Origin of the sequence: Collimonas silvisoli (assembly GCF_018305005.1) — a bacterium.
Taxonomy (GTDB): Bacteria; Pseudomonadota; Gammaproteobacteria; order Burkholderiales; family Burkholderiaceae_D; genus Collimonas; species Collimonas silvisoli.
Window position 1 is genome coordinate 1 of sequence record NZ_JAGQEG010000115.1, and the last position, 16,623, is coordinate 16,623.

Annotated in this window: 13 protein-coding genes and 1 tRNA gene; 13 read left to right on the forward strand and 1 reads right to left on the reverse strand. The window is 57.7% G+C overall.

The window, feature by feature from the left end; all coding sequences use genetic code 11:
* The 8 genes from minE to prmC form a co-directional block, all read left to right on the forward strand.
* Positions 1 to 217 (forward strand): cell division topological specificity factor MinE (minE, locus tag KHU33_RS22740; RefSeq protein ID WP_211467178.1); only part of this gene is annotated, 217 nt, incomplete at its 5' end.
* 375 nt (positions 218 to 592) lie between these two features.
* Positions 593 to 1,282, forward strand: a complete 690-nt coding sequence (locus KHU33_RS22745) for a response regulator transcription factor (RefSeq protein ID WP_014007885.1) — start codon at positions 593 to 595, stop codon at positions 1,280 to 1,282.
* A 30-nt stretch (positions 1,283 to 1,312) separates the two neighbouring features.
* Complete coding sequence (locus KHU33_RS22750; protein WP_211467180.1) at positions 1,313 to 2,986, forward strand: FecR domain-containing protein; 1,674 nt, start codon at positions 1,313 to 1,315, stop codon at positions 2,984 to 2,986.
* Between the two features lie 36 nt (positions 2,987 to 3,022).
* Complete coding sequence (locus KHU33_RS22755; protein ID WP_211467182.1) at positions 3,023 to 5,425, forward strand: CHASE2 domain-containing protein; 2,403 nt, start codon at positions 3,023 to 3,025, stop codon at positions 5,423 to 5,425.
* 123 nt (positions 5,426 to 5,548) lie between these two features.
* The gene (gene hemA, locus KHU33_RS22760; RefSeq protein WP_211467184.1) at positions 5,549 to 6,850 is read left to right on the forward strand and encodes a glutamyl-tRNA reductase; all 1,302 of its coding nucleotides are present in this window, start codon (positions 5,549 to 5,551) and stop codon (positions 6,848 to 6,850) included.
* Positions 6,851 to 6,955: 105 nt separating this feature from the next.
* Complete coding sequence (prfA, locus tag KHU33_RS22765) at positions 6,956 to 8,038, forward strand: peptide chain release factor 1 (RefSeq protein ID WP_211467186.1); 1,083 nt, start codon at positions 6,956 to 6,958, stop codon at positions 8,036 to 8,038.
* Positions 8,039 to 8,170: 132 nt separating this feature from the next.
* A complete protein-coding gene (locus KHU33_RS22770; protein ID WP_211467188.1) occupies positions 8,171 to 8,665 on the forward strand; it encodes a disulfide bond formation protein B in 495 nt (164 codons plus the stop codon).
* Positions 8,666 to 8,678: 13 nt separating this feature from the next.
* Positions 8,679 to 9,557 carry a peptide chain release factor N(5)-glutamine methyltransferase gene (gene prmC, locus KHU33_RS22775; protein WP_211467190.1) on the forward strand — a complete coding sequence of 293 codons (879 nt, stop codon included), beginning with the start codon at positions 8,679 to 8,681 and terminating at the stop codon, positions 9,555 to 9,557.
* A gap of 61 nt (positions 9,558 to 9,618) precedes the next feature.
* Here the strand turns inward: prmC and aqpZ are convergent, their stop codons facing one another.
* Entirely contained in the window at positions 9,619 to 10,314 is a 696-nt protein-coding gene (gene aqpZ, locus KHU33_RS22780; RefSeq protein WP_211467192.1) for an aquaporin Z, read from the reverse strand.
* 368 nt (positions 10,315 to 10,682) lie between these two features.
* Here aqpZ and KHU33_RS22785 point away from each other — a divergent pair, with 368 nt between their 5' ends.
* From KHU33_RS22785 to KHU33_RS22805, 5 genes are all read left to right on the forward strand, one after another.
* Entirely contained in the window at positions 10,683 to 13,025 is a 2,343-nt protein-coding gene (locus tag KHU33_RS22785; protein WP_211467194.1) for a Tex family protein, read from the forward strand.
* A 226-nt stretch (positions 13,026 to 13,251) separates the two neighbouring features.
* A complete protein-coding gene (ispB, locus tag KHU33_RS22790) occupies positions 13,252 to 14,202 on the forward strand; it encodes an octaprenyl diphosphate synthase (protein WP_230414494.1) in 951 nt (316 codons plus the stop codon).
* An 81-nt stretch (positions 14,203 to 14,283) separates the two neighbouring features.
* Positions 14,284 to 14,360, forward strand: a tRNA-Pro gene (locus tag KHU33_RS22795).
* 45 nt (positions 14,361 to 14,405) lie between these two features.
* Positions 14,406 to 15,695, forward strand: coding sequence for an HlyC/CorC family transporter (locus tag KHU33_RS22800; protein WP_211467196.1), 1,290 nt, complete (start codon positions 14,406 to 14,408; stop codon positions 15,693 to 15,695).
* Positions 15,696 to 15,819: 124 nt separating this feature from the next.
* A partial coding sequence (locus KHU33_RS22805; RefSeq protein WP_211467198.1) for a GspE/PulE family protein occupies positions 15,820 to 16,623 on the forward strand: 804 nt, incomplete at its 3' end.

A 16,623-nucleotide genomic window follows, 5' to 3' on the forward strand; every position in this document is an offset into this window, starting at 1 on the left:
CAAAACGGCCTCAGCCGCCAAGGAGCGCCTGCAAATCATCATTGCCCGCGAACGGAATGGCCGCCAGGGCCACGATTTCCTGCCGGCGTTGCATAAAGAACTGATCGAAGTCATTTCGAAATACACCAAAGTGAACGCCGACGACATCAAGATTTCCCTGGATCGCCAGGGAAATCTGGAAGTGCTGGACGTCAACGTGGTGCTGCCGGACGCATAAGTCAATATTTAAGATTGAACTCGGCGCAATACGGCAGCGGCAAAAATCTGCTCAATGACCGCTCCGGATCCCTGACCCGGGCAGGCGCCCGTTATTGAGCGCCATTGGTGGAATTTTACAAATCCCGTCATACACTGTTTATGAAAATCATGTATGACGTCAAAACAAATGCTGCTGCAGTTAAAGTTTTGGCAAGGGCTTTGCGGAACGCATCCGACATCACTGAATCTTTCAATTTTTGTGGCAAATGAAAGACATCGGAAATATATAAAATATTTGTCTACAGCAATGTGGCAATAAGATTAATATACCCCTTGTATTCGCCACAAACCGATGCCGGCCACCAGCGCTGAAGTCACCTAACATAGTTAAAATATGAGAATTGCTGTCCTTGATGACGACCCCAGTCAAACCGATTTAGTTTGTCAGGTGCTCACATCCAGTGGGCATATTTGCCATCCGTTCCAGAGCGGGAAAGAAATATTGAACCAGCTGCGTCGAGAAAGCTACGACATGCTGGTTCTGGATTGGCAGGTTCCCGACCTCAGCGGCCCCGAGGTCTTGCGCTGGGTGAGAGACAAACTTCCCAAAACCATCCCAGTCCTGTTCATCACCAGCCGCTCCGGCGAAGATGACATTGTCGAAGGGCTGGCCGCCGGCGCCGATGACTACATGATCAAGCCGATCCGCCGCAGCGAGTTGGTGGCGCGCGTGCAAGCCCTGTTGCGACGCGCCTATCCGATTCAGAATTCGAGCGAACAAATCGTATTTAACGATTATTTGTTTGAAACCCGCTCAGGTCGCCTGACCCTGGCCGGCAAGCCGATCGAGATCACGCAAAAGGAATTCGACCTGGCGCTGTTGTTTTTTCGCAACCTCGGCCGCCCTCTTTCGCGTGCCTACATCCTCGAAGCAGTCTGGTCGCGCGATGTCGATATTCCGTCCCGCACCATGGATACCCACGTCTCGCGGGTGCGGAGTAAGTTACAATTACGACCGGAAAACGGCTATCGACTGGCTCCGGTTTATAGCTACGGTTATCGACTAGAACAACTAACAGGATAAGGCGCGTTTCGGTTGCGCTGATAGACAGACATGCGCAGCACTTTTAAAAAAATAGCTTTCCTGGCTCTTTTCTTTACCGGGCCGTCGCCGCTATTTGCTGCCGCGCCGGCATCGGACCCATCTGCTCTGCAGGTGGGCGCTGCGACCATCACTTACCGGGCACAACTTGGCGATACCTTAAGCGTGATCGCCGAACAGCTTACCTCCAACAAGCACAACTGGGTGTCACTGGCAAAGCTCAATCACATCGGGAACGACCGCACGATCCCGGTCGGCACCGCCATCATCATCCCGGTAGCGCTGCTGCCGGATGACCCCAGCAGCGCCCAGGTATCAGCCATGTCCGGCAACATCGATGCCATCGCTGCAGATGGCCGTCCGATCGACGTCAACATCGGCGCCATATTGACCGAAGGCGCCATCATCAATACCGGCAGCAACAGCTTTCTGACACTCAGCCTGCCCGATCAATCGCATATCGCACTGCCGTCCAACAGCCAGGTAAAACTCAGCAAGCTGCGCACCGCACGCTATACCAAGAGTCCGCGCACTGAAATTACCCTGCTGAAAGGCCGGGTCGAATCCAAGGTCTCGCCGCTGGACAAAAACAAAGGCCGCTTCGAAGTCCATTCGCCACTGGCGGTAGCTGGCGTGCGCGGCACCGATTTCCGGGTCGATCTGGTCGGCGACAGAGTGATGACCGAAGTGTTGAGCGGCGGTGTTGCGGTGGCTAAGAAAAACCAGCCGGCAGCGCTGACCTTGCGCCCTGGCCAAGGTAATGTGACCAGTGCCAAAGGGGTAGGCAAGGCCGTCGCGCTGCTGTCTGCACCGCAACTCAGCGGTAGCCCTCAGTTGCAGGAACGGCCAACGGTACGCTTTAACGTCACCCCGGTAGCCGGCGCGCATGGCTACCGCGCGCAAATCGCCACAGATGCCGATGCGCGCAATGTCGTTGGCGAAGCAGAGTCGGACAATACCGAAATCAAGATCAACGGACTTGAGGACGGCAATTATTTCGTCCGCATTTCCGCGCTCGATCAAATGGGCCTGCAAGGCATCCCGCATGCAACCGCATTTAAATTAAAAGCCCGGCCAGAGCCGCCCATCTCGATCGAACCAAAAAACAAATCGCGCAGCGAAGATGTGATGTTCAGCTGGGCCGAAATCAGCAATGCGCAAGCCTATCATTTGCAAGTCGCCAGCGATGCCGGATTCAAACAACTGGCAATCGATCAGCCGGCAGTCGCCGCAACGCAATTCAGCGCCGGCAAACTGGCGCTGGGTACTTACTACTGGCGCGTGGCGACCATCGTCGAACAAGCCAACGGCCGCTATCAAGGCCCCTACGGCGACCCACAGAGTTTCAAGCTGCTGCCGGCCTTGCAAGTTCCCAAGATTGCCGATGCAATCGACGGCGACCTGTCGTTCCGCTGGAGCTCGGAGCCGGGGCAAAATTTCGTGGTCGAGATCGGCCGCGACGCCGCCTTCTCGACACTGCTTTTGACGCAAGCCACGGCGACACCGGAAATCACCGTCCCGCACCCAGCCAACGGCACTTATTTCATCCGCATCAGAGCGATTGATTCCGACGGTTATGGCGGGCCCTTTTCGCCGTCGCAAAAAGTGTACATCGGCAGCCGCTGGGTCACCAGCGACGACTCGCCCTTGCTCAATATCGGCGGCAATACCCCGGCCGGATATTAAGCTGGCCGCGACCATGCGATCTCTCGCCAAGCGTTCATGATCAAGCAGGTTATTCCGCTCATCAAACGGGTGGCGTTTCGCCAATGGCTGGCGATCACCATACTGATGCTGATCGTGGCCGGCAGCATGGGTTATGTGAACGGTCTCGGCCGTCTCGACAGAACCTTGTACGACCAGTTCATGCGCGCCGATTCGCGGCCCGCGCGCGACGACATCATCATCGTCGCTATCGACGATTACAGCATCAGCAAGCTGGGGCGCTGGCCTTGGGAGCGCAATCTGCACGCCAAACTGCTGAACCGGATCATGCACGCCAATCCGCTGGCGATCGGGCTGGATGTGATCATGCCGGAAGCCGAGCAGGGACAGTCGCCCGGCCAACGCGCCGATGACCGGGCGCTGGCCAAAGCGCTGGCCGCCAGCAAGCTGACGGTGCTGCCGATTGTCGTCGCCAGCGCCGGCCCCGGTCTCAAGGCCCTGCTGCCGACGCCGGATTTTCTCAACGCCGCTCGCGGCGTCGGCCACATACATCTGGAACTCGATCCGGACGGGGTGGTCCGCAGTGTCTTTCTGCAAGAGGGCCAGGACAACCAATGGTGGCCGCATTTTGCGGTCGCGCTGGCCGGCGTCGCCGGACAAAAGATAACCGATGCCAATGGCAATCTGCCCGGCGCCCGGCTAGATGAGGCACCGGCCCAGCTCGGCCCGCACAAGGCAGACAGCTGGCAGCGCGATTATCAGATCCAGATTCCGTTCGCCGGCGGCAGCGGCCATTTCCGCTCGGTGCCGTATGCCGCAGTATTGCGCGGCGACGTTCCCGACCAATTTTTCACCGGCAAATATGTATTGATCGGCGCCACCGCGCTCGGCATGGCGGATACTTTTCCGACGCCGGTATCGGGCACCTCAGGCGTCATGCCAGGCATCGAAATCAACGCCAACATCCTGGCCAGCCTGCTCGACCATAAGTCGATCAGCATCGCCCGGCCTTTGCAGACCACGCTGTTCAGCATCGTGCCGGTCCTGATCGCCCTCTCCAGCTACCTGCTGTGGACGCCGCGCATCTCCTTGCTGATCACGGCTGCCTTGATGCTGCTGACAATGGCGGCCAGCTATTTCCTGTTGACGCTGGGTTTCTGGATTGCCCCGACCGCAGCCTTGATCGCGCTGGCCATCGCTCATCCCATATGGAACTGGATCCGCCTCGAATCGGCGATTTCCTATCTCGGGCAAGAGTTCATGCTGCTGGATCAGGAGCCGCATTTGCTGCCCGAGGTGAATACAGAACCCGCACCGCAACAGGTGGAAGATTTGCTTGAGCAGCGCATCAATGCCATGCGCGTTGCTGCGCGCCGGGTGCGCGATTTGCGCCAGTTTATTTCCGACAGCCTGAATAGCCTGCCGGACGCCACCCTGATCACTACCGTCGACGGCCACGTGCTGGTGTCAAATCAGTTTGCCAGAGACTATTTTGCCACGGCCGGCATACGGAATATCGACGGCGCGCTGTTGCCCTATCTGTTTTCCAACATGAACACGCCGCAGGCAAGCAATACCTCGGCCGGCCATACCTTCAGCTGGTGGGATCTGATCGATCTCGAACATGTCTCGACCCTCACCAGCGGCACTACGGTACAAGACCAGCAAGGACGCGACCTGTTGATCAAGAGCGGCCCCTGCCACTCGGCCCACCAGGTACTGACCGGCTGGATCGTCAGCATCGTCGACATCACCATTATCCGCGCCGCCGAACGCAGCCGGGATGAGACCCTGCGTTTTCTGTCGCATGACATGCGCGCTCCGCAAGCATCGATCCTGGCCTTGCTCGAATTGCAAGGCAACCCCTCCTCGGCGCTGCCGCAAAAGGAATTTTTCGCCAGGCTGGAACAAGCTGCGCGCAAAACCTTGGGGCTGGCGGATAATTTTGTCCAGCTGGCGCGCGCCGAATCGTCCGAATACCGGCTCGAAGAGGTGGATTTCCAAGATGTGCTGTATGACGCCGTCGATGAAATGTGGAGCCTTGCCAACAATAAGAAAATCGAACTGATCACCGATATCGAAGGCCAGGAATTCCTGACCAATATCGACCGCTCCCTGATGGCGCGAGCGCTGTGCAACCTGATTTCCAACGCCATCAGCTATAGCTTGCCGGATACCAGGATTACCTGCACCCTGCGCCTGAAATACGTCAAACTGCTGCCGCAGGTCATCTGCCGGATCAGCGATCAGGGTTTTGGCATTGCGCCGCATGACCAGGCCAAGTTATTTCAACGTTATCAACGTGTCAGCGCCCCCGGCCAGCCGCATTCAGACGGCACCGGTCTCGGCCTGGTGTTTGTAAAAACCGTGGTGGAACGTCATTTCGGTGAAATTCTGCTGGAAAGCACCTTGGGCGAAGGCAGTACTTTCATTGTGACTTTACCCGCTCTCACCAACTAAGCTCCAGCCTCAGCCGGACTTGAATTTCTTCCTTGGCTACAAAGAGTATAATCTTGGGTTAACAATATTGCCCCTTCCCGCTGTCACCGGCATTTCTGCACCTGTTTCTATGCAACTGCTGCTATGCAACTGCTAACCGTTGGACTTAACCACACCACCGCGCCCGTTTCCCTGCGCGAAAAGGTGGCATTCCCCGCTGACCAGATCGGTCAGGCGGTGTTGGCGGCGCGTGCCTGGTTCAGCGGCGACAACACGCTCAGCACAACGGATGAAGCTGCGATTCTGTCAACCTGCAATCGTACCGAGCTGTACGCTGCCGGCAACTTTCAGCACGGCGGCGCTAACGCTATCGATACCTCGATTGATTCCACCGCGCATTTCCTGGCGCATTACCACCAGTTGCCCTATGCCGACTTGCGTCCGCATTTGTACACCTTGCCGCAAGACAACGCGGTGCGCCATGCCTTCCGGGTTGCTTCCGGACTCGATTCGATGGTGCTGGGCGAAGCGCAGATTCTCGGCCAGATGAAGGATGCCGTGCGTCACGCAGAAGCCGCGGGCGGCCTCGGCACCTATTTGCATCAGTTGTTCCAACGCACCTTCGCCGTCGCCAAGGAAGTCCGCAGCACCACCGAAATCGGCGCCCATAGCGTCTCCATGGCGGCCGCTGCGGTGCGTATGTCGGAACGCATTTTCGATACGATCGCCGGGCAGCATGTGTTGTTTATCGGCGCCGGCGAAATGATCGAGTTGTGCGCCACCCACTTTGCTGCGCAAAATCCGAAATCCCTGACAGTTGCCAACCGCACCCTGGAACGCGCCGAATTGCTGGCCCATCGCTTCAACGGCAGGGCGATCCGGCTGGCCGATCTGCCGACGCAACTGGGTAATTTCGACGTCATCGTTTCTTGCACTGCATCGAGCTTGCCGATCATCGGTCTTGGCATGGTCGAACGCGCCGTCAAAGCCCGCCGCCATAAACCGATGTTCATGCTGGACCTGGCGGTGCCGCGCGATATCGAGACGGAAATCGGCCGTCTCGACGATATCTTTCTGTATACCGTCGACGACCTCGGCTCGATCGTGCAAATCGGCATGGAAAATCGCCAGGCCGCGGTGGCCCAGGCAGAAGCCATCATCGAAACCCGCGTGCAGTCATTCATGCACTGGGTGGATAACCGGGCGGTGGTGCCGGTGATCCAGGACTTGCACGAATCGAGCGAAGCCATGCGCCGCCTGGAGCTGGAGCGCGCCCGCAAGATGCTGGCCAAGGGCGAAGATATCGAGGTTGTCCTGGAAGCACTGTCCAAAGGTCTGACCGCCAAGTTCATGCACGGCCCGCAACAGGCTTTGCACAATGCCCATGGCGACGAACGCGCGCGCCTGGCAGCTCTCCTGCCGCAACTATTCCGCACCAAACGTTAGCGCACCTGCCGCTACACCATCCATGGCCGCGCGTCATCGTGCTGCCTTGCGCGCTACCGTTGCACCATTCCCCTTTGATCTGCCTTGTTCTGACTGAAACCCGCCATGAAACCATCAATGCTCGCCAAGCTCGATCAACTCGTCAATCGCTTAGTCGAGGTCAACGACCTGCTGATGCAGGAGGACGCCACCGCCAGCATGGATAGCTACCGCAAGCTGACCCGCGAACATGCTGAGCTGGGGCCGCTGGTGGAGTTATACCAGTCTTACCTGCAAGCCGACGCCGATATCGCAGCTGCGCAAGAAATGCAAGCCGACCCTGACATGAAGGAGTTCGCACAGGATGAAATCCTGGCGGCGAAAACGCGCATGGAACAACTGCAGGGCGATCTGCAAAAGATGCTGCTGCCTAAAGATCCTAACGACGAACGCAATATTTTCCTGGAAATCCGGGCCGGCACCGGCGGCGACGAGTCGGCGCTGTTCGCCGGCGATCTGCTGCGCATGTACACGCGCTTTGCCGAGCGCAACCGCTGGCAGGTAGAGATGGTGTCGGAATCGGCGTCGGAAATCGGCGGTTACAAGGAAGTCATCGTGCGCGTCATCGGCTTTGGCGCCTACTCCAAACTCAAATTCGAATCCGGCGGCCATCGCGTGCAACGGGTGCCTGCCACGGAAACCCAGGGCCGCATCCATACTTCCGCCTGCACCGTGGCCATCATGCCGGAGGCGGATGAAGTCGGCGATGTCGACATCAATCCGGCCGATATCCGCATCGACACTTACCGCGCCTCCGGCGCCGGCGGCCAGCATATCAACAAGACCGATTCCGCGGTGCGCATCACCCACATGCCGACCGGCATCGTGGTCGAATGCCAGGACGATCGCAGCCAGCACAAGAACAAGGCGTCCGCCCTGAAAGTGCTGGCGGCCCGCATCAAGGATGGTCAACTGCGCGCGCAGCAATCGAAAGAAGCCGCGACCCGTAAATCGCTGATCGGCTCGGGCGACCGCAGTGAACGGATTCGCACCTACAACTTCCCGCAAGGCCGGATGACCGACCATCGCATCAACCTGACCTTGTACAAACTCGATTTCATCATGGATGGCGACCTGGAAGAGCTGACCAATGCGCTGGCGGCGGAGCATCAGGCCGACTTGCTGGCGGCGTTGGGCGACGCGATTTGACGGCTCGGACAATCCACGCGCAGCCGATTTGAAAATCGCATATGCTACGGGATGGCATGGGAACCAAGCACTGCGACTTGCATCAGATGCACGACAGATAAGCTCTCTTCGACTCAACTCCATAACCACAAAATGAAAACATCCAAATCCGTTTTGCTTGCAGTCGCCTTCATCGCCCTCGCCATCCTGGCTGGCGCATTGTATTTGCAGCATTATCAGGACATGCAGCCTTGTCCGCTGTGCGTGATACAGCGCTATGCATTCGCGGCGATCGCGCTGATTTGCCTGATTTGCGCCGGTTTGCCGGCCGGTGCGCAAAAAGCCGGTGCCGGAATAGGAATTCTGGCAGGGCTGGGTGGCGCCGGCACCGCCATCTGGCACCTGTGGATCATCGCCCATCCGTCGGTCTCATGCGGCAGAGATGCGCTGGAAGCGCCAATGAATGCGCTGCCGCCTGCCTCCTTGCTGCCGTCCGTGTTCAAGGTTGACGCTTACGCACTCTGCACCACCCCTTACGATCCGATCCTGGGCCTGTCGATCCCGCAATGGTCGCTGTTGTGGTTTGCAGTGCTGGTCGTGATTCTGGTTGCCACGCTGTTCAAACGCAACGGCGTCAGCCGCTACTAACGTCAGCGATTAAATGGCAGGTATTCCCGATACGTTTCAGATAGAAGCCGGCAGCAGCATCGCCGCGGTATTGAAGCAGGCGCCGCTAAACCCGCTGGAGAACCGCATTCTGCTGATGCATGGGCTACAGCTGACGCGGATACAGTTGATTACCCAAGACGAACAGATTATCGATGCGCAGCAGGCGCAACAACTCTCGGCCTTGTTTCGTCGACGTCTGCAAGGCGAACCGATTGCGTATATCGTAGGCCAACGCGAATTCTATGGCTTGCAATTCGAAGTCACGCCGGACGTCTTGATCCCGCGTCCTGAGACCGAGCTGTTGGTCGACCTGGCGTTACAGCACGTGCCTGCAGCCGACAATCAGCACACTCAGAACGCGCTGAGCGTGCTGGACCTGGGCACTGGTTCCGGCGCCATCGCGGTCGCCATCGCCCACAGCCGTCCCGATCTTAAGCTGACTGCACTGGATCTGAGTGCCGCGGCGCTGGCGGTAGCTGGCCGCAATGCGGCGCGCCATTTGAAGCCAGGCCAAACAACGTTGCAGCTATTGCAAAGCAACTGGTATAGCGCGCTGGCGGACCAGCGCTTCGATGTGATCGTTGCCAATCCGCCGTATATCGTTGCCGGCGACAGCCATCTCAGCCAAGGCGATTTGCGCTTCGAACCGCAAGATGCGCTGACCGACCATGCGGACGGCTTGAGCGCACTGCGCAGCATTATCGACGGCGCCGGCCGCTATTTGAAAGACGGCGGCTGGCTGTTGATGGAGCACGGCTACGATCAGGCGGCAGCGGTACGCGCCTTGCTGCAAGCACGGCAGTTTGAGGCGGTACAAAGTTGGGCAGACATCGCCGGCATCGAGCGTGTCAGCGGCGGCAGATACGGCTGACGCTGGGCAACAAAAAAGCGCGGCATGCCGCGCTTTTTTACATCCATGCAGGATCAGGACATCAGTCCTTCTCACCCCAGATTGCCGGATACACAAAACCCGCGATCACCGCGCCAACCAGCGGCGCCACCCAGAACAACCACAGTTGCTGCAACGCCCAGCCGCCGACGAACAGGGCTTGGCTGGTGCTGCGCGCCGGATTCACCGAGGTATTGGTGACCGGAATACTGATCAAGTGAATCAGGGTCAGGCACAGGCCAATCGCAATCGGTGCAAAACCAGCCGGCGCGCGCTTGTCGGTTGCCCCCAGAATCACGATCAGGAAGACGAAGGTCATCACCACTTCGGAAATCAAAGCCGCGTTCATTGAATACAGGCCAGGCGAATGTTCGCCATAACCGTTGGCCGCAAAGCCGCCGATCTCCGCGCCCGCCTTGCCGGTGGCGATCAGATACAAAACACCCGCGGCGATGATGCCGCCGATTACCTGGGCGACCCAGTAAGGCAGGATTTCACTTTTTGGAAAACGGCCGGCGGTAGCCAGCCCGAGCGTCACTGCCGGATTCAGGTGGCAGCCGGAAATATGGCCAATGGCAAACGCCATCGTCAATACTGTCAGGCCGAAAGCCAGCGCGACGCCGTGGAAACCAATCCCGAGGCCGGGAAATCCCGCTGCCAGCACCGCGCTGCCGCAGCCGCCAAGAACCAGCCAGAATGTGCCGAGCGCTTCTGCGCCCAGACGTTTAGAAAGATGCATGTTCGACTCCCGAAGAAATACTACTGTGTGTTTTACCTTCATTAACAAGGGGCTTTAGAACTCTGCCCTGTCGCATACGGCCACAAGCATATTTGCTGACTCATCGACAAACAAGAAAAATATTGTTATTTAACAATGTTTTTCATTTACAAGCTATCTCCATCAATTTCCGATCTGACCGGCCCCGACCGCGGCCTATCCCGTGCTTTGACGGCGCAAATAGTACCATCGGGAAATATATTGTGGCGATATGGCAAGCATTTAAGCGGCAGAAATTTCGGGGTGCTTTCTTTTCGGACTGTCAAGACTAGCGAAATTATCTGGATTGCGTATGATCCAACGCTTGATTTTCATTCTTAAGACTCCTCATGCTGCCTTCGATCGAACAACGTCTCGCCCTTGAACTTGCCGCCAAACCGGCGCAAGTCGCCGCTGCCGTCGCCCTTCTGGACGAAGGCGCCACCGTGCCTTTTATTGCGCGCTACCGTAAGGAAGCCACCGGCGGCCTTGATGATATTCAATTACGCTTGCTGGAAGAGCGCCTGCGCTATCTGCGCGAGCTGGAAGCGCGCCGCGGCGCGATCCTGGCCTCGATTGAAGAACAAGGGAAAATGACCCCGGCGCTGCTGCAAGCGATCACCCTGGCCGAAGACAAGACCCGGCTCGAAGACCTGTACCTGCCATACAAACCGAAACGCCGCACCAAGGCGCAGATCGCCGCTGAAGCCGGTTTGACCGAGTTGGCGGATGCGCTGCTGGCGAATCCCGATCTGAATCCAGAGCAGGAAGCCGACAAATATCTGAAGCCGGCATTCAGCACCGACAACGGCGACAACCCCGGCGTCGCGGACGCCAAGGCCGCACTCGACGGCGCCCGCCAGATTCTGATGGAACGGTTTGCGGAAGACGCCGCGCTGCTGCAAGCGCTGCGCGAATACCTGACCGAGCACGGCGTGGTCGAATCCAAGGTGGTGGAAGGCAAACAAGACGCCGGCGAAAAATTTGCCGACTACTTCGATTATTCCGAAACCGTCGGCACAATTCCATCGCATCGGGCATTGGCGCTGTTCCGCGGCCGCCGCGAAGAAATCCTGAATGTCGTGCTGCGCCTCGATACGGAAGAAGAAAAACCGAAATGGGATGCGCCGCACAATCCCTGCGAAGGACGCATCGCCGCCCGTTTCGGCATCAGCAACAAGGGCCGCAACGCCGACAAATGGCTGAGCGACACGGTGCGCTGGAGCTGGCGCGTCAAGGTTTTCATGCATCTGGAAACCGAGCTGATGACGAAGCTGCGCGAAACCGCGGAAGTCGAAGCGATCAATGTTTTTGCCCGCAATCTGAAAGCGCTGCTGCTGGCGGCGCCGGCCGGACCGCGCGCCACCATGGGTCTCGATCCCGGCCTGCGCACCGGCGTCAAAGTGGCTGTGATCGACGCCACCGGCAAGGTGGTCGACACCACCGCGATTTATCCGCACCAGCCGCGCAACGACTGGGACGGCTCGCTGCATACGCTGGCGCAACTGGCGGAGAAGCACAAGGTGTCGCTGATTTCGATCGGCAACGGCACCGCCTCGCGCGAGACCGACAAGCTGGCGCAGGATCTGATCAAGCTGCGGCCGGAACTGAAGCTGACCAAGATCGTGGTGTCTGAAGCCGGCGCGTCGGTCTACTCGGCTTCCGAATTCGCCTCGCGCGAATTGCCGGATATGGATGTCTCGCTGCGCGGCGCGGTGTCGATTGCGCGCCGCCTGCAAGATCCGCTGGCGGAACTGGTCAAGATCGATCCGAAATCGATCGGCGTCGGCCAGTATCAGCATGACGTCGGCCAGACCCAGCTGGCGCGTTCGCTGGATGCGGTGGTGGAAGATTGCGTGAATGCGGTCGGGGTTGATGTCAACACCGCATCGGCACCGCTGCTGGCGCGCGTCTCCGGCTTGAACGCCAGCGTGGCCCAGAGCATCGTTACTTATCGCGACATGAAGGGCATGTTTGCCTCGCGTGCAGCGCTGCGCGAAGTGCCGCGCCTGGGCGAAAAGACTTTCGAACAGGCTGCCGGTTTCTTGCGCGTCATGAACAGCGACAATCCTTTGGACAGCTCCGCGGTGCATCCGGAATCTTATCCGCTGGTGGAAAAAATCCTGGCTGACATCAAGAAAGACGTCAAGGGTGTGATCGGCGACGACAAGCTGCTGAAATCACTCAACCCGGCCAAATATGCCGATGAAAAATTCGGTGTGCCGACCATCGCCGACATTCTCAAAGAACTGGAAAAGCCAGGCCGCGACCCGCGCCCGGAATTCACCACTGCAACTTTCAAGGACGGCGTCGAAGAGATTCGCGACCTGCGTCCCGACATGATTCTGGAAGGCGTGGTCACCAATGTGGCGGCGTTTGGCGCGTTTGTCGATATCGGCGTGCACCAGGACGGCCTGGTGCATATTTCCGCGCTCTCCAATACTTTCGTCAAAGATCCGCACACAGTCGTCAAAGCCGGCCAGGTGGTCAAGGTGAAAGTGCTGGAAGTCGACGAGAAGCGCAAGCGGATTGCACTGACCATGCGTTTGACCGATAACGCGCCGGTCGCCGGCGCCAAGCCGGAGCAACGCCCGGATCGCAACGACGCCAAGCGCTTGTCCCAGCAACGGCAAGCAACGCCGGCGCCGGCAAATAGCGCCATGGCGGCGGCTTTTGCAAAGTTAAAGGGATAGCAATATCTGTGCGATCGGACGGCCCATCCCGTGCTAACGCGGGGCGGGCCGTTCTGTATCGCTGCCATACCACCTTGGCGTTGCGTTGCCGGCACAAAATCAGACGACAGCCAATTTAGCGCCGACAGGCCCTAATCGCGGCGCTCATCGTATAATCACGGCACATCGATTTCCAACAGGTTTTATTTTGTCAGCCGCTCCTAACACCTCCTCCTCACAATTCATGATGTCCCCGATCGCGGCCGATATGGAAGCGGTCAACGCGGTGATTCGCCGGCAATTGCATTCGGAAGTGCCGCTGGTGAACCAGATTGCCGAATACATCATCAGCGCCGGCGGCAAGCGCCTGCGCCCGGTGCTGGTATTGCTGATGGCCCAGGCATGCGGTTATAGCGGCGACAAACACCACGAGCTGGCGGCGGTGATCGAGTTCATTCACACCGCCACCCTGTTGCACGATGACGTGGTCGACGAATCGTCTTTGCGGCGCGGACGCCAGACCGCCAACGCCCTGTTCGGCAACGCCGCCTCGGTGCTGGTGGGCGATTTCCTGTATTCGCGCGCCTTTCAGATGATGGTGGCGGTCGACAATGCGTGCGTCATGCAGATCGTCGCCGACGCCACCAACGTCATCGCCGAAGGCGAAGTGCTGCAACTGCTGAACATGCACAACCCGGACGTCTCCGAAGAAAACTACCTGCAGGTGATTCGCTCCAAGACCGCCAAGCTGTTTGAAGCGGCGGCCCAGCTCGGCGTCCTGATTGCCGGCGCCGGCGATGACGTGATTGAAGCTGCGGGCGAATACGGCCGTTCGCTCGGCACCGCGTTCCAGTTGATCGACGACGTTTTGGATTATTCCGGCAACGCTAGCGATATCGGCAAGAATGTTGGCGACGACCTGCGCGAAGGCAAGCCAACCCTGCCCCTGATCTACCTGATGGAACACGGCAGCGCCGAGCAACGGGCGCTGGTGCGCAGCTGCATCGAAAACGGCGATGAAAAGCATTTCGATGAAATCCTCGCCGCCATCACCAGTTCAGGCGCCTTGAACTACACCCGGCACGAAGCAGAGAAAGCAGCGCAGCGGGCAGCAGCAGCGATCTCAGGCTTGCCAAATAGTCAGTTCAAAGATTCTTTGCTACAATTATCTGCGTTCGCGGTAGATCGGAATCACTGAGAATTAAGCATGGGGACTGTTGCATCGCCGCCGCGCGAGTCGACAGCCCGCAAACCTGTTCAAATCATTGAACAGCTAGATCGGGGTGTAGCTTAGCCTGGTAGAGCGCTACGTTCGGGACGTAGAGGCCGGAGGTTCGAATCCTCTCACCCCGACCATACAACACGTTGGTTTATTAACCCTTTCATTTTTACGGTGACCCTTTGGATGCCGTGCCCATATGGGTGCAGATACTTGCACTAGTCGTCCTCATCTTCTTGTCGGCTTTTTTTGCAATGGCGGAAACCGCACTGGTTGCCGCCAACAAACACCGCCTGCGCCATCTGGCCAAGCGCGGCAGCAAGTCCGCCGCCACCACGCTATGGCTGCTGGAGCGCACCGATAAGCTGTTATCGCTGATTCTGATCGTCAACACCCTGGTCAATGCCTTGGCCACTGCATTGGTGACGGCGATTGCCATTACGACATTTGGCAATCACCAGAAAGTGATTACCGTTGCCACTGCGGCGGTTGCCTTCCTCCTGATCGTATTCGCCGAAATCACACCGAAAGTGATAGGCGCGACCTATCCCGAACGCATTGCCTTGCCGACCAGTTTCGTGCTCAAACCCCTGATGACGATAGCCAAACCGCTGATCTGGTTTGTCAATCTGTTCGTGTCGGCCATCCTCAAGATCCTGCATATCAAAACCGGAAAATACGCGCAGGAACAACGGGTATCGCCGGAAGAGCTGCGCTCCATCGTGCTGGAAGGCGGTAATTTCATGCCGCAAAAGCACAGGAGCATTTTGCTGAATCTGTTCGATCTGGAAAAAATCTCGGTGGAAGACGTCATGACACCGAGGGCGCAAGTCGAAGCGCTGAATCTGTCGGCCTCGGTGGACGAGATCAAGCATCAGTTGACCACCTGCTATCACAATAAACTGCCGGTATATGAAGGTGAAATCAACCAGATCGTTGGTATTTTGCATGTCCGCAAGGCAATGGCATTGCTGAATCAGGAAGAGGAACTGACGGTCGAGCATTTTCGCCAGCTGCTCACCACTCCCTATTTCGTGCCGGAAGACACCGACGTTTTCACGCAGCTGCAGTATTTCCAGGAAAACCATGAGCGCCTGGGCATCATCGTCGACGAGTATGGCGAAGTGCAGGGACTGGTCACTCTGGAAGACATCATTGAAGAAATGATTGGCGAATTCACCACTTCCAAGCCGGGTGCCGCGCGTGCCGACAGTTTCTCCTGGAACCCGCAAGGGCAATGCTTGCTTGAGGGCGCAACTACCCTGCGCGATATCAACAAGCGTCTTGGCTTGAATTTCCCGCTTGATGGTCCGAAGACCTTGAATGGCTTGCTGCTCGAATGGCTACAGGATATTCCCGACAATAACGTCAGCCTGAAAATTGCCGGATGCATCATAGAAATCGTGCAGGTGCAAAATCAAGCGATCAAGGTTGCCAAATTGATGCGCCCGAATAAACTACAAGAACGATGATAAGAACTGCTACACAGCAACTTTTATGACACATTTCTCCACAAATCCTTTACAAGTGAGTTTCCCGTAGGGCATCATTGGTCGGTTTGAATGGTTTCGCACACCTTTTGGTATTGACCCTCCTATGGCAGCAGTATTTCCCAACGCTAATTCGACTAGTCCGATCTCCGGACTTGCCCGTGCTTTACTGCAAGCCGGACGTCTGTCCGTGCCGCAGATCGAGGCCTTGCACAAGAAAGCTAGCGATAGTCAAACGCCGTTTATCGCCTCCTTGCTGGAAAGCGGTCATCTGGATGCACGTTCGCTTGCCTTGTTTTGCGCCGAGACCTTTGGTTATCCGCAGCTAGACCTGAGCGTGCTCAATTTAAGCATGCTGCCGGAAAAAGCCATCGACGCCAAACTGATGGAAAGCCATACGGTGCTGGCGCTGGCGAAACGCGGCAACAAGATCTATGTTGCACTGTCCGACCCGACCAATATCCAGGCGCTGGACCAGATCAAGTTTCAAACCGAGCTGACGGTTGAGCCTATCATCGTCGAGCATCCGACCCTGCTCAAGCAGATTCAGAAGCTGGTCAAATCGGCCGAACAAAGCCTGAGCGAGATGGTCGGCGACGAGCAGGAAATCAACTTCGTCGAAGAAGATTCGGCGGCCGTTGCGGATGCAGCAGCGACCGATATCGACGATGCGCCGGTGGTCCGCTTCTTGCAAAAAATCTTGACCGACGCCATCAACCAAGGCGCGTCCGACTTGCACTTTGAGCCATTTGAAAAATTCTACCGGATCCGTTTCCGGGTCGACGGCGTATTGCGCGACATGGCGCAACCGCCGCTGTCGATCAAGGAAAAACTGGCGTCCCGTATCAAGGTGATCTCCAAGCTGGATATTTCCGAAAAACGGGTGCCGCAAGATGGCCGCATGCGTTTG